This window comes from Arthrobacter sp. TB 23 (genome assembly GCF_000294595.1).
Classification (GTDB): domain Bacteria; phylum Actinomycetota; class Actinomycetes; order Actinomycetales; family Micrococcaceae; genus Arthrobacter_D.
This window is the reverse complement of the sequence record NZ_ALPM01000063.1, coordinates 1-14363: the sequence shown is the minus strand read 5'-3', so window position 1 is coordinate 14363 and position 14363 is coordinate 1. Positions and strand designations below refer to the sequence as shown.

Annotated in this window: 12 protein-coding genes and 1 pseudogene (1 of these 13 running past the window's edge); 3 read left to right on the top strand and 10 right to left on the bottom strand. The window is 64.4% G+C overall.

Going from position 1 to position 14363, the window contains the following annotated elements; translation table 11 throughout:
* From B384_RS0108500 to B384_RS0108485, 4 genes and pseudogenes are all read right to left on the bottom strand, one after another.
* Positions 1-490 (bottom strand): annotated as a pseudogene (locus B384_RS0108500) (kynureninase) (it extends 743 nt beyond the left edge of the window).
* A gap of 101 nt (positions 491-591) precedes the next feature.
* Positions 592-1509 carry a MaoC family dehydratase gene (locus B384_RS0108495; protein WP_019482689.1) on the bottom strand — a complete coding sequence of 306 codons (918 nt, stop codon included), beginning with the start codon at positions 1507-1509 and terminating at the stop codon, positions 592-594.
* On the bottom strand, positions 1506-2840 hold the full coding sequence (locus tag B384_RS0108490; protein WP_019482688.1) for a 3-oxoacyl-ACP reductase: 1335 nt from the start codon (positions 2838-2840) through the stop codon (positions 1506-1508). The genes B384_RS0108495 and B384_RS0108490 overlap by 4 nt, the downstream gene beginning before the upstream one ends.
* Positions 2837-4165, bottom strand: coding sequence for an acetyl-CoA C-acetyltransferase (locus B384_RS0108485; protein WP_019482687.1), 1329 nt, complete (start codon positions 4163-4165; stop codon positions 2837-2839). The genes B384_RS0108490 and B384_RS0108485 overlap by 4 nt, the downstream gene beginning before the upstream one ends.
* Positions 4166-4231: 66 nt before the next feature.
* Between B384_RS0108485 and B384_RS0108480 the strand changes: the two genes are divergently transcribed.
* Both B384_RS0108480 and B384_RS0108475 read left to right on the top strand, forming a co-directional pair.
* The gene (locus tag B384_RS0108480; RefSeq protein WP_237715271.1) at positions 4232-4972 is read left to right on the top strand and encodes a TetR/AcrR family transcriptional regulator; all 741 of its coding nucleotides are present in this window, start codon (positions 4232-4234) and stop codon (positions 4970-4972) included.
* Complete coding sequence (locus B384_RS0108475) at positions 4969-7065, top strand: acyl-CoA dehydrogenase family protein (protein WP_019482685.1); 2097 nt, start codon at positions 4969-4971, stop codon at positions 7063-7065. The genes B384_RS0108480 and B384_RS0108475 overlap by 4 nt, the downstream gene beginning before the upstream one ends.
* 8 nt (positions 7066-7073) lie before the next feature.
* Here the strand turns inward: B384_RS0108475 and B384_RS20800 are convergent, their stop codons facing one another.
* The gene (locus tag B384_RS20800; RefSeq protein WP_019482684.1) at positions 7074-7304 is read right to left on the bottom strand and encodes a hypothetical protein; all 231 of its coding nucleotides are present in this window, start codon (positions 7302-7304) and stop codon (positions 7074-7076) included.
* 78 nt (positions 7305-7382) lie between these two features.
* Positions 7383-8585: a glycogen synthase gene (gene glgA, locus B384_RS0108465; protein ID WP_035766795.1), complete on the bottom strand. Its 1203-nt coding sequence runs from the start codon at positions 8583-8585 to the stop codon at positions 7383-7385.
* A 97-nt stretch (positions 8586-8682) separates the two neighbouring features.
* Between glgA and glgC the strand changes: the two genes are divergently transcribed.
* Positions 8683-9921 (top strand): glucose-1-phosphate adenylyltransferase, encoded by a 1239-nt coding sequence (gene glgC, locus B384_RS18350; RefSeq protein WP_024476520.1) that lies wholly within the window; start codon positions 8683-8685, stop codon positions 9919-9921.
* Between the two features lie 112 nt (positions 9922-10033).
* Here glgC and B384_RS19670 read toward each other — a convergent pair whose 3' ends face one another.
* The 4 genes from B384_RS19670 to B384_RS18340 form a co-directional block, all read right to left on the bottom strand.
* Positions 10034-11761, bottom strand: a complete 1728-nt coding sequence (locus B384_RS19670; RefSeq protein WP_083850889.1) for an HNH endonuclease signature motif containing protein — start codon at positions 11759-11761, stop codon at positions 10034-10036.
* Positions 11762-12066: 305 nt separating this feature from the next.
* Complete coding sequence (locus B384_RS0108450; protein ID WP_019482680.1) at positions 12067-12918, bottom strand: transglutaminase family protein; 852 nt, start codon at positions 12916-12918, stop codon at positions 12067-12069.
* Entirely contained in the window at positions 12915-13841 is a 927-nt protein-coding gene (locus B384_RS0108445; protein WP_019482679.1) for an alpha-E domain-containing protein, read from the bottom strand. Before B384_RS0108445 ends, B384_RS0108450 begins: the two co-directional genes overlap by 4 nt.
* Positions 13834-14363: circularly permuted type 2 ATP-grasp protein (locus B384_RS18340; protein WP_035766793.1), on the bottom strand; the 530-nt coding region annotated here is incomplete at its 5' end. The genes B384_RS18340 and B384_RS0108445, both read right to left, overlap by 8 nt.

Genomic DNA, 14363 nt, shown 5'->3' with positions numbered 1-14363 from the left:
CGGGGGTAGCACCGCCGTCGTACTGGAGTTCCACCCAGCGCAGCTGGAGTCCCCGCTCGGCGGCGATACCCTCCATGATGAAACGGTCAGTGGGAAAATTGTCCCGGTCAATGACGATCTCGGTGCGTCCGGGCCGGGCGGCGACCGCTGCACGGGCAAGTTTGTACAGCAACACACTGGTCGAATCGGCGACCGTGCACTGGCCTGCCGCGGCACCAATCGCCACCCGCCCAATCAGGTCACCTACCTGCTCCGGCAGGTCCAGCCAGCCTTCATCCCAGCCCCGGATGAGCCTGCCTGCCCACTGCTCGCGGACAAAGGACTCAAGCCGTCCCAGCGTGTCAGTCAGTGGCCGGCCCAGCGAGTTGCCGTCCAGATAGGCAACAACGTCGGGATCGTCATGACCCTCGAACCTGGACCGGTAACTGGACAGGGGGTCCGCGGCGTCGAGGGCGCGGGCACGGGTAAGCAGGGGTACGTTCTCGCTCATGATCACAGTTTAGGCCCGAACAACAGACGCCCAACGCCAGCTGCCCTCCCCACCGGTGAGTGGGAAGGGCAGCTGGTGCCGCATGGGCAGGACCTGCTCGGCTAGTCCGTCCCGGCCAGCCGGGTGAGGGTGCCCGTAAAATGCTCGCGGGCGCGACGGGCATTCCAGGCGGTGATCTCGGCTCCGCGCCAGGTGCCAGCTTCCTGACGCGGCGTGATGGCCAGGGCCACCCGGGCGGGCAGCAGCACCGGTGACCGGAAGTCGATGCTCCAGGCGAATGATTCCACCCCGGCCGGTTTGCTCTCCTGGACCATGCGCGACGCGAGATACATGCCGTGAGCGATGGTCTGCTTCATCCCGAGTGCCTTGGCCGCCAGGGCATTGAGGTGGATCGGGTTGTAATCCCCCGACACCGCCGCATAGCTGCGCCCAGTACTCCCCGGGAGGTCCCACAGGGTGGTGAGCCGGGGTGGAACGAAGGTGGTCCGTTCCTCTTTCGGTGCGATAGCTGCGCCCGCCAGCCGCGACCCTTTCGCGAGATAGGTGGAGCGGCCGGTCCACACGGCTTCGCCCGCCACGGTGACTTCGGTGACCAGGTCCACCTGGGCGCCGGAAGGGTGGGGGCGCAGGTCTCCAGCCCAGGCGGAAATGCTGAGTTTTTCGCTGAAGTGAATCGCTCGCCGGTGTTCAACCGAATTTCGGAGGTGGATCATTCCGAGCAGCGGCAGCGGGAAATCCGCTCGTGCCATGACGCTCATCGCCACCGGGAACGCAATGGTGTGGATGAAACCAGACGGCAGCAGGTCGTGGGCTGGCGCCCCGATCAACTGCTGGAACCTGGTCAGGTCGGCGACCGAAGCCTGGACTCCTGCAACGCTATGCCGGACGGTCGGCAGTTCCGGGATGCCTGAACCTTTGGCCGACCGCCCGCGGGCCCACGGCAGTGGAACACTGCTGATCAGGGCGCTGCGGTACAGCGACGGGAGTCCCGGAACCGAGTCCAGGATTAGCTCGCTCACGCGCCCACCAGAGACTGTCCGCACACGCGGAGCACCTCTCCATTGACCCCAGCAGCGGCCGGCGACGCGAGGAATGCAATCGTCTCAGCCACATCGATGGGCAGTCCGCCCTGCTGCAGGCTGCTCAGGCGGCGTGCCGCTTCACGGGTCGCGAAAGGCATTTTCGCTGTCATCTCGGTTTCGATGAATCCGGGCGCGACGGCGTTAATCGTGCGATCGGTGCCGTCAAGGGCCACGCCGGTGCTGCGCACCATGCCGATCACCCCGGCCTTGGAGGCTGCGTAGTTGGACTGGCCACGGTTGCCTGCGATGCCGCTGGTCGAGGCGAGACAGACAATCCGGCCAGTTGCAGCAAACACCTCGGAGCCGAGCAACGTCTCATTGATTCGCAGCTGCGACTCAAGATTCACTGCCAGTACCGAGTCCCATCGGGCGGTATCCATGTTCGCGAGCAGCTTGTCGCGGGTGATTCCGGCGTTGTGCACCAGCAGATCCAGGGAGCCATACCGTTGCTGCACATGCTCAAGTATCCTCGCGGCAGCGTCAGCAGTGGTGATGTCCAACTGCAGGGCGGTCCCGCCAATCCGGTTGGCCACTGCGGCGAGCTGCTCTCCGGCAGCCGGCACGTCCACGACGACCACCTGCGCTCCGTCGCGGCTCAGCACCGCCGCGATTTCGGCGCCGATACCGCGGGCAGCACCGGTGACGACGGCCGTCTGGCCGGCCAGCGGACGGTCCTCGTCCTGGCCGCCGGCCTGCCCGCTGTCGCGGACGGTGATGAACTGCCCGCTGACGAAGGCGCTTTTTCCGGACAGCAGGAACCTAAGGGCACCGGCGGCGGCCTGCACCGAGGCGCCGTCGCGGAGCAGAATGCCGTTTGCGGTGGCACCGGCACGCAGTTCCCGGCCGACCGACCTGACAATTCCGTCGATTCCCTGCCTGGCTGCAGCCTCGGCGGGGTCGGTGGTTTCCTTCGCCGGACGGGAGACCGTGACGATGCGGCCGCCACGCGCAAGCTGGCGCACTGCCTGACCGAGTTCCAGGATGGGGGCGCCGAGGTCACCGGGTGCCGTGACGTTTTCCAGCACGACGACGACGGCGCCGAGCTTCTCACCGGGCGCGGCGTGGCGGCGGACATCCTGGTTCCATCCGAGCAACTCGGAGGCGAGCGAGTCGGCCGCAGCCCCAGCTCCGAGCACCAACAACGGTCCGGGGACCAGAGGTGCGCCCTGTTTGTGCCTGCGGAGTACCGCCGGTCGAGGCAGCCCCAGCTTCTTGGCGAGCTTTCCGGCAGGACCGGAGTTGACCAGGTTCAGGTAGTTGTCAGTCACTGTTCGCGTGCCTCCAGAATGGCGACGACGCCCATGCCGCCCGCAGCGCACACGGAGATCAGTCCCCTACCCGAACCCTTCTCTGCCAGTGTCTTGGCGAGCGACGCAACGATCCGGCCGCCGGTCGCGGCAAAGGGGTGGCCCGCGGCCAGCGATGAGCCATTGACGTTGAGTTTGCTCCGGTCGACGGTGCCGAGGGCGCCGTCGAGCCCCAGCGTATTCCGGCAGAAGTCTTCGTTCTCCCATGCTGCGAGGGAACTGAGCACGGTACCGGCGAAAGCTTCGTGGATTTCGAAGAAGTCGAAATCGTCGAAGGTCAGCCCGTTGCGCTGCAACATCCGGGGCATCGCGTAGACCGGTGCCATGAGGAGGCCTTCGGCGCCGTGCACGAAGTCCACTGCTGCAGCCTCTGCGTCCACCACGTTGGCGAGCATGGGCAGGTTGTGCCGGCGGGCGTAATCTTCTGAACCGAGCAGGACCGTGGCCGCGCCGTCGGTCAAGGGGGTGGAGTTGCCTGCCGTCATGGTGGCCCCGGCTGCGCCCTTACCGAAGACAGGCTTCAGCTTGGCCAGTTTCTCCAGCGAGGTATCGGCCCTGAGATTGGCGTCCCGGGTGACGCCGCGGTACGGGGTGACCAGGTCGGAGAAGAATCCCCGGTCGTAGGCTGCGGCGAGGTTGTGGTGGCTGTTCAGCGCCAGCTGATCCTGTGCCTCGCGGGTGATCTCCCATTTGGCGGTGGTGATGGCCTGATGCTCGCCCATTGACAGGCCGGTGCGCGGCTCGCCGGTCGTTGGGGCGTTGGGCGTGAGGTCCCGGGGCCGGAGGCGGCTGAGGACGGAAAGCTTCTGGGGTGTGGTCTTTGCGCGGGACAGGTCAAGGAGGACGCGGCGTAGTCCTTCGCTGACGGCGATTGGCGCATCGGAGGCTGAGTCCACGCCGCCGGCAATACCTGATTCGATCTGCCCGAGCTTGATTTTGTTGGCCAGGCCGATGACGGTTTCAAGGCCGGTCGCGCAGGCCTGCTGCACATCGTAGGCGGGAGTGTCGGCCGCCAGGGCTGAACCCAGTACTGCTTCTCGGGTGAGGTTGAAGTCGCGTGAGTGCTTCAGTACGGCTCCGGCCGCGACTTCGCCGATCCGCTCCCCCTGCAAACCGAACCGTGCCACGAGGCCGTCAATCGCCGCGGTCAGCATGTCCTTGTTGGAGGAATACGCGTAAGGCCCGCCGGACCGTGCGAATGGGATCCGGTTTCCGCCAATGACCACCGCGTTGCGGACGGATGTGGAGGGCTGCGTGCTGCCCTGCTCTGCTGATTGGTCGACCATGCTGTGATTCTCCTTCGCCAAAACGGTGAGTTACCGATACTCAGCGTACCTGATACGCTGAGTATCGTGAACAAGCAGGCCCTTGCGCCAAGACCAGCAGCACGTCCCGCCGCGGCAGCCGGCGATGGTCGCTCAAGTCGGTGGCAAGCGCACCGGGACAAACGACGTCGTGCACTGGTGAAAACCGCCCGCCGCGCGGTGCATTCGCTCGGCTACAGCGCATCGATGGAAGACATCGCCACGGCCGCTGGCACGTCCAAATCCGTGTACTACCGCTATTTCGGTGACAAAGCCGGGCTGCAGCAGGCCATGGGCGAGGTGGTTATCGCCCAGATGCAGGACAAGGTGCTCGATGCGGCACGGCAGGCGGCCTCACCACGCGAGGGGCTCCACGCGATGGTGTCGGCATACCTGCAGTTGGCCCAGACCTCACCCAATGTGTACGCCTTTGTCACCCGGTTGGGCGCCGCGGACGCTCTCACCAATCCTGCTGACCCCCAAACGTCCGAATTGTTGAGCCACTTCTTCGAGGCGGTCACCAGCATGCTCGCCAGTCCGATGAAATCGTTCCTCGCCTCCGATCCACGGGCCAGGCAGCTCGGTGGCCCGGCGCTCACCCTCTGGCCGCAGGCGGCGATCGGCATGGTCCGGGCGGCCGGCGAGCTATGGCTCGCCACCCCAGACGGCCCCACAAAACCCACCGAGGCCCAGCTCAGCGAGCAACTCACCACCTGGCTCTTCGAGGGCATCGCCAATCACGTTCCAACACCCGCTAGCACCATTTCAGTTCTGGAGGACACCCCATGACACAGACAGCCACGCGATCCGAGCTCAACGTTCCCGCAACGGCGGCCATCCACGACGACGACCGCGCCGTAGTCGACGTCGAAGCGCTGGGTGAGCTGCTGCTGGGCCGGTGGGCAGCCACCCGCCGGGTTGCCCGCGAGCTCGCGGGTCGCCCGGAAGTCCACCGAATCGAGGGGCAGTCCCACGCAGACCAGCGGAGCCGCTGCTTTGATCAACTGCACTACCTGGTGGAGAACAAGGCAGTGCACCGGGCGTTTCCCGCTGAACTCGGCGGTGAAGACAATCACGGAGCCAATATTGCGGGCTTCGAGGAGCTGGTTGTCGCTGACCCATCGTTGCAGATCAAGGCGGGAGTGCAGTGGGGCCTCTTCGGCAGCGCGGTGCTCCACCTGGGCACGGCCGAACATCACCGGGCGTGGATTCCGGGCATCATGAACATGGACATCCCGGGTTGTTTCGCGATGACCGAAACCGGACACGGGTCCGATGTCGCCAGCATCGCCACCACCGCGGTCTACCAGCCCGAAACCGACGAGTTCGAGATTCACACCCCATTCAGGGCGGCCTGGAAGGACTACATCGGTAACGCGGCGATCGACGGCCGGGCCGCAGTCCTCTTTGCGCAGCTCATTACTGGCGGGGTGAACCATGGGGTTCACGCGTTCTACGTTGAGCTTCGCGATGCTGATGGCAACTTCATGCCGGGAATCGGTGGCGAAGACGACGGGCTGAAGGGTGGACTCAACGGCATCGACAACGGTCGGCTCCACTTCACCAAGGTGCGGATCCCCCGCACCAACCTGCTCAACCGTTACGGCAACGTCGACAGTGAAGGCGTGTACACCTCGCCGATTGCTTCTCCCGGACGTCGTTTCTTCACCATGCTCGGCACCCTGGTGCAGGGTCGCGTCTCACTGGACGGAGCGGCGGTGGCTGTCACCAAACTCGCGCTGAAAACCGCTGTGCAGTACTCAGTGGAGCGGCGGCAGTTCAACGCGGGTTCGGACCTCAAGGAAGAGGTGCTCCTCGACTACCAGCAGCACCAGCGCAGGCTCCTCCCCCTGATAGCCGCCACCTACGCGGCATCCTTCGCCCACGAGGAACTGCTGGCCAAGTTCGACGACGTCTTCTCCGGCGCCCACGACACAGACGAGGATCGTCAGGACCTCGAAACCCTCGCAGCCGCGCTCAAGCCGTTGTCGACCTGGCATGCCCTCGACACGCTGCAGGAATGCCGGGAAGCCTGTGGTGGGGCAGGGTTCCTGACCGAGAACAGGTTTACCTCCCTGCGTGCGGACATGGATGTCTACGCAACCTTTGAGGGTGATAACAACGTCCTGCTGCAACTGGTGGCCAAGCGCCTCCTCGCGGATTACGCGAAAGAGTTCAGCGGCGTCGACTTCGGTGTGCTCGCACGCTACGTGGTCACCCAGCGTGCCGAGAAAACCCTGCACCGCTCGGGTCTGCGGCGGGTAGTGCAGACCGTGGTCGACGCCGGATCCGAACGGAAATCCGCGATCGCGCTGCGGGATGAACACACCCAGCACGAGCTGCTGTCCGACCGCGTCGAGGCCATGGTCGCTGAACTGGCCGGCGAGCTGCGCGGGGTACGGAAGCTGCCACAGGAAGCCGCCGCCGAGAAGTTCAACGAACATCAGCACGAACTGATCGAGACGGCCAAGGCACACGCGGAACTGCTGCAGTGGGAGGCGTTCACCGCCGCAGTTCACCAGGTCGATGACGCGGGCACCAAACAGGTGCTCACCTGGGTGCGGGACCTGTTTGGGTTGTGCCTGATTGAGCGCAATCTCGCCTGGTATCTGATGAACGGCCGGCTTTCCACCCAGCGGGCCCGGACGCTCTCGCCGTACATCAACCGTCTGCTCGCGAAGATCCGCCCCCACGCCGTCGATCTTGTTGACGCCTTTGGGTACGGCCCTGAACATCTGCGGTCAGCGATTGCCACCGGTGCGGAGAAGAAACGCCAGGACGAAGCGATGGCCTACGCGCGGCAGCAGCGGGCCAGCGGTACGTTCCCCATCGACGAGAAAACGGTGCTGGCCCGCAAGGCGAAGGCTAAAGCGAAGCGCTAAAGACGCACCTAAACCTGGCGCGGGTCGTCATCCTCGTTCTCTTCATCGACGGGGGTGGTGACCCGCCCCTCGTCGAGGGCCGGGTTCTCGGCAGACTCGTCCATCACTGCCTCGTCGACCTCCGTCTCATTCAACTCGGGAACATTCGCCTCATCGGGCGAAGGCGCCGAAGCTGCTGAGTCCGGCGAATCCGGTGAGTTGGGTGAGTCCGGTGACACTGGGCTGGGGTGTTCGGTCACTGATGAGTCCTCCGTGGTTGATGGTGGTACGCCACCCTACGCTGGGCGGTGTCAGGAACTACCGGGTTGCCGGTGTGCTCAGGTCTTGGGGATCACTGAACGGTAGACCTCGAGGGTGGACTCAGCAATCGAGTCCCACGAGAAGTGCTCTTCAGCGCGACGGCGCCCCGCCTCACCCATCCGGCGGGCCCGGTCCGGGTCTGCAACCAGGGCGTTTACGGCCGCCGCGAAGTCGGTGACGAACCGTTCAGGATCCAAGGGGATACCCGTACCGTCGGTCACCTGTTCCAGCGGGACCAGGGTGCCGGTCACGCCGTCGTCGACCACCTCCGGGATGCCTCCGGTGGCGCTGGCAACGACTGCCGCGCCGCACGCCATCGCCTCAAGGTTCACGATGCCGAGGGGCTCGTAGATGGAGGGGCAGGCGAAGACGGTCGCCGTGCTCAGGACCTGGATGAGCTCATTCCGGGGCAACATGCGTTCGATCAGCACCACCGATCCGCGCTTGGCTTCCAGCTCGGCGATCAGCTGAGCGGTTTCGGCTGCCAGCTCGGGAGTGTCGGCGGCACCGAGACAGAGCACCAACTGCACGCCGGGCTCCAGCAGCGCCGCTGCACGGAGGAGGTAGGGAACGCCTTTCTGACGGGTGTTCCGTCCCACGAACACCACGCTGGGGCGGTCCGGGTCGATGCCCAACTTCCTGACGGCGTCGTGGTTGGTATCCCGTTCCCAGAGGCTCACATCGATGCCGTTGTGCACGACCTGCACCTTATCGGGGTCAACATCCGGGTAGCTGCGCAGGATATCCGCGCGCATCCCATGCGAGACGGCAATGACCGCTGCGGCGGCCTCGTAGGAGGTTCGTTCGGCCCACGAAGACAGCGCGTAGCCACCGCCGAGCTGCTCAGCCTTCCACGGCCGTAACGGCTCGAGACTGTGGGCACTGAGGACATGCGGCACCCCGTACAGGAGGGATGCGAGATGCCCCGCCATGTTCGCGTACCAGGTGTGGGAGTGCACCACATCCGCGCCAGCCAGCCCGTCCAGCATCGCCAGATCGGTGCCGAAGGTCTGTACCGCGGCGTTCGAGCGGTTCAACTCGGCCGGGGGCAGGTAGGTGCTCACGGTCGCCCCGTGATAATCGGGACTCCGCTCCGCGCCGAAGCAGTGAACCCGCAAATCCACCTGGCTGGCCAGCACTCGGCTTAGCTCAGCAACGTGCACTCCGGCGCCGCCGTAGATCTCGGGTGGGAACTCTTTTGTCACAATGTCTATACGCACGTTTCCAAACGTAGTGCAGCGCGGCCATCTCATCTAGTGTGAGTCAATCAAGAGGTAATAACTCAATGAAGAGCAACAGTAGGGCAGGGGGCCATTCGTGGCATTGAAAAAAGTACTGGCGATCGTCCTAGCCGGGGGCGAGGGAAAACGACTCATGCCACTCACGGCCGATCGTGCGAAGCCCGCAGTGCCGTTTGGCGGCATTTACCGGCTGATCGATTTCGCACTCTCGAACCTCGTAAACTCGGGGTACCTGGAAATTGTGGTGCTCACCCAGTACAAGTCCCACAGCCTGGACCGCCACATTTCCGAGACCTGGCGCATGTCCACCCAGCTGCAGCAGTATGTGGCGTCGGTCCCGGCGCAGCAACGGCGAGGAAAAAGCTGGTTTCTGGGCAGTGCCAACGCCATCTACCAATCCCTCAATCTGATCCACGATGCGAACCCTGACATTGTGGTGGTGATTGGCGCCGACCACGTCTACCGGATGGACTTCGAGCAGATGGTTGCTGCTCACATTGCCAGCGGTGCATCGGCCAGTGTCGCGGCGGTCCGGCAGCCAATGAACCTGGTTGACCAGTTCGGCGTCATCCAGACCGATGGTTCAGGCCGGATTTCCGGGTTCGTCGAAAAGCCGGAGAGCACCCCCGGGTTGCCCGACGATCCGAATAGCTTCCTGGCGTCGATGGGTAACTATGTGTTCACCGCTGACGCTCTGGTCGCGGCCCTCGAAGAAGACGCTGCCCGGCTGAACACCAAGCACGACATGGGTGGCGACATCATTCCGTATTTCGTTGAACGGGGAGATGCAGCAGTCTATGACTTCACCTCCAACGACATTGCTGGCTCCATGGACAGGGACCGTCAGTACTGGCGCGACGTCGGAACTCTCGACTCGTACTACGACGCCAACATGGACCTCATCTCTCCCCTGCCACTATTCAATCTGTACAACCTGGAATGGCCGATCTACACGCGGCAAAGTGTCTCTCCCCCGGCCAAGTTCGTCCGCAGCGCGTCAGGCGGTTCCGGTGTAGCTCACGACTCGATCGTCTCGAACGGTGCAGTGGTTTCCGGAGGCCAGGTGCAGGGGTCCATCCTTGCCACCGATGTGTTTGTTGACGAAGGTGCATCTGTGTCGGGGTCGGTGCTGATGGACAAGGTGTCCATCGGTCCGGGGGCTATTGTCCGGCGGGCGATCATCGACAAAAACGTCAGAGTGCCGGCCGGTGCCAGGATCGGGGTTGACCGCGAGCTGGACCTTAGCCGCGGCTACACTGTGACGGAGTCCGGACTGACCATCCTTAGCAAGGGGCAGGTAGTTCTTCCGGGCTAGGTAAATCGTGGCCGACCTTGGGTTCAGTCCTGGCTGAACACTTCGTCCACCCGATCTGAGACCTGCCCATTCCTGACCTGCTTTTTCCCTCCGCGGCGCGTGATCGCCGTTTTTAGAAGGGTGGTGGGTCGGGGGTGGTGGTGTAGGTTTTGCCGGTTAGTGAGGTGAGGGTGCCGGGTTCGGGTTGGTGGTAGTGCCAGTAGCCGTCGGTTTTGAGTTTGTGGTGTTTGCGGCAGAGGGCGGCGAGGTTGTCGTAGCTGGTGGTGCCGCCCTGGTGCCAGGGGATGGTGTGGTCGAGATCGCAGGCCGGGGCTGGCCGGTTGCAGCCGGGGTGTCGGCAGGTTTTGTCTCGGATCAAGATGGTGGTGCGTAGGCTTTGGGGCACTGTGTAGTGGTCGCGTCCGACGCTCAGGACGGTGCCGGTTTCGGGGTGGGTGAGGATCCGGGTGAATCCTGGTGCGTGGGCGGCGAGTGTCCGGGCGGTGTCCGGGTCGATCGGACCGTAGCCGGCGAGGTCGGCTGGTGTGTTGCCGCCGAGCAGGGTCATCACGGGTACGGTCACGAACACCACCGGGTGCACGCCCAGTACCGTGGCCAGATCAACTAACCCACCACCACCACTGGTCGCACCCCCAACCCCAGCACCAGGACCGCCAACACCAGTAGCCACAGCAGCCCCAGCAGCACCTCCAGCAGCGTCTGTAGTGCCTGTGTTGCTGGTGTTGGGTGTGCTGGTGGTTTCTGTGGGGCCGGGGGTGCAGTGGTGGGTGAGGAGGTCTCCGAGGATGTCCGCTTTGAGTTGGGTGAGGGTGCGGTCCTCTTGGGGGTTTTGGAGGGCTCTGGCCATGAACGTGAGCCGGTGTTCGATGCCGCAGGCTTGCTCGGCGGGTAGATACGCTGAGAGCCACGCCATGCCGTCATCGTCCGGGGTGAGTTCGACGTGGCGGTCTGCTGCGGCTGCTGCCCGGCGGGCGGTGATCGTTTCGGGGTTCTCCCGCACTAGCCGGCATTTGGTCTTCAACCGTGGGGCGGTGAGCTGGGCGCCGGTTTTGAGTACCGCGTCCTCGAAGGCGGGAAGCGCTTCGTCGGGGACGGTGAGGGTTTCATCGACGATGACCTGGGCTTGCCGGACCGAAACCATTCCCATCCCCAGGCACTGGAGGGTTTTCGGGAGGTCCAGGGCCAGGGTCAGGCTTTGACCCAGTAACCGGTGCGCGGCCCGCCCTGAAAGGTTCAGCAACGGCGCCAGTTCCTCGGCCGTCAGGGTGAACCCTAACCCGTTACTGATCCCCCTCCGCGACCCGGCCTGCGACCCGGCCCGCGACGCTGCCTGGGATGCTGCCTGGGACGCGGCGAGGCTTTGCACTTCGCGGTGCAGATCAGCGACCAGTTCCGCCTGCCGGGCTGTGGCCCAGGACAGCAGCCGATCCGCGGCCAGTAACAGGTCAGAGATCTTCGCCACCGGATCCGACGCTGCCACGCCCGCTCCGCCGCCCGGCCCGCCGCCCGACACTCCGCCCGGCCTGCCAGCCAGTTCCTGACCCGGTCCGTCAGCTGGTTCTTGACCCGGCCCGCCAGCCGGTTCCTGACCTGCTCCGTCGCCCGGCCCGCCAGCCGGCCCTTCAGCTGCTCCGTCGTCTGGTCCGTCTGGTTTTCCAGCGGGTTCCTTCGCTGAGTTTCGGATGGCATTCCATGGCAGCAACAGGGTGACCAGCGATTCGGGGCCAGCCAGTTCGACCTCGGTGGCCGCCGTGTTGGCTGCAAACCGGTGGGCCCGGCTGGCCTTCCCGAGTCGCCGCAACACACCCGCCACCTCGCCGGTGCTCCACGATGGATCCATCCAGCCAACGAAACCGAGTCAACAGAACCCGGGCTAGCCGCGCCCAGGCTGGCCGTAAAAACCTCAGCGATGCTGCGGTTCCCGCCGGCTTTCTCCTGCTGCTCCATACCTCCATCACATCATCTGCCACTGACATTCTTCGGCGTCAGGCAGGCGAGCAGGACCCACCCGGATTAAGCCCACAGCGAACACCACCAGTTCGATTTCGACCAACGATGTTGAGGCACCGAGCCCGCAAAAATTCGATCCGGCACCTCCGATCGCGGCATCCCGGGGGTACCGCACGAACGCAGCCCGGAACTGCCCTAGGCGACGCGGGTGATCTCCACTTTCACGTTCAACGTCGACCCGCCGCCGCCTGACAGAATCCCCTTCAGCGGCGATACATCCTTATAGTCCCGGCCACGCGCCACCGAAACATGGAAGTCACTGACCGGTCCACTGTTCGTGGGGTCCCAGCCGCGCCACTCGCCATCCCACCACTCGACCCAGGCGTGGGACTGCCCGGCGACAGTCTCCCCGATGCCTGCGCTGCTGCGTGGATGCAGGTACCCCGAAATGTAGCGTGCGGGAATGCCGATGCTGCGGAACGCGCCAATTGCGAGATGCGCCAAATCCTGGCAAACCCCCTTCCGTGAGTCCCAGGCGTCCCGAGCATTGGTCTGCACTCCGGTGACGCCCTGCACGTAGGACATCTCTTGCTTGATCCACTCAAAGATCGCGTGCACTGCCTGATGCGGATTGCGATCAGCTGCCAGCCGTAACGCGTTAGCGCTGACTTCCGGGTCAGGGTCGGTCAACCCGGTTTGCGGCAGCCAGTCGCCGAACTCATTGATGACCTCGTCGGAGCGAAGGTGATCCCAGGTCACCACCTCATCCTCGGCAGGAATCCGCTCTATCCGGCTCACCTCAACGGTGGTGACGGCTGTCACCTCAAGCGCCTCGTGGGTGCTCTGCATGTCGAACGCGGTCACCCTGGTACCCCAGTAATCGCGGTATGTCGACACGGCAGCGCTCGACGGCGATACCTTCAACGTCGACTCAAGGACCACCTGCTGGGGGTCTGTGAGCGGCGTCATCCGCGCCTCGTTGTAGGACAAAGTCACTTTGCGCACATAGTTGTAGCCTGTGCGATGGGTGATCAGCAAGCGGGTCATGAGAGTTCTCCCACCCAGGACAGCTCGTCTGCCTGGGAAAAGTAGGTGCGTGAAATTGCGTCGGAAGCCTGGGCACAGGCCTTCTGGACGCGCTCCATGTGCTCGGGCAACTCTGACATCAGGTCGTCGGTCTGGTGGAACTCAAGGAACGTTCGGGCCTGACCGACGATTCGGCTGGCATCGTTGATAAACCCGACCCGGCGGTAGGCGGGGTTGAGATTGGTCAGGCACTTCTCAGCGTCGCTCAGCGCGTACACGATCGACCTCGGAAACAACCGGTCCAACAGCAGGAACTCCGCCGCCTGCTGGTCGCCAAACGATGCCCTCCGGGTGCGCAGGAATGACTCGTAGGCGCCGGCACACCGCAACATGTTGACCCAGGACATGCCTGCCGCATGCACATCGTGGGTGGACAACATACGCGCTGTCATATCCGCCCGCTCAAGGCTCCGGCCCAGCACCAGGAACTGCCAGCTTTCGTCGTGGCTCATGGTGGTATCCGACAGGCCCCGGATCATCGCAGTACGTTCAACCACCCAATGGCAGAAGCGGTAGGTCCCCACCACATCCTTGCGGTGCTGGGTCAGGCCATACCAGGTGGTGTTGAGGCTTTCCCACACGCTGCCTGACACGGTCTCCCGTGCCCGTCGGGCGTTCTCACGTGCTGCGCCCAAGGCGCCGGCAATGGAGGTGGTGCTGGTCCGGTCGTAGGCCAGGGACTGCAAAAGGTCTGACAGTTCAAGCTCGTCACCTTCCGCCCGGCTGCCCATTACTCCTAGCAGCTGACGGGACACATCGCGCTGTTCGCTGCGCGGCATCTGGTTCAGGCGCTCCAGGTGAACATCGAGGATACGGGCCGTGCCATCGGCGCGCTCCACGTAACGACCAATCCAGAATAGGGATTCAGCGATCCGGCTAAGCATTGACTGTGTCCTCTCCACGGTTCACGCGGTGTCCCCCGGCTGGGGCTTCAACCGAATCGGCCTGTTGCTGCTGTTGTTCCGGTTGCCGGTCCTGCCACCCCGATTCGATCGGCCAGACCCGTTCCTGGACTGGGCGACGCACGGTGTCGACGACCGGGCGCACCGGGGTCTGATTCTGTTCGTCGACCACCCAGGTGTCCTTGGAACCGCCGCCCTGGCTGGAGTTCACAATCAGGGAACCTTCCTTCATGGCCACCCGGGTGAGCCCACCCGGCAGCACCCAGACGTCGTCGCCGTCGTTCACCGCGAACGGGCGAAGGTCCACGTGGCGGGGACTGAACTGACCGCCGGACATGGTCGGCACCGTTGAGAGCTGGAGGACTGGCTGCGCGATCCAACCGCGGGGGTCAGCCGTGACCCGCTCCCTCAGGGCGTCCAGTTCTTCCTTCGACGCGTCGGGGCCGATGACGAGGCCCTTGCCGCCGGAACCGTCCACCGGCTTGACCACCAGTTCGTCCAGCC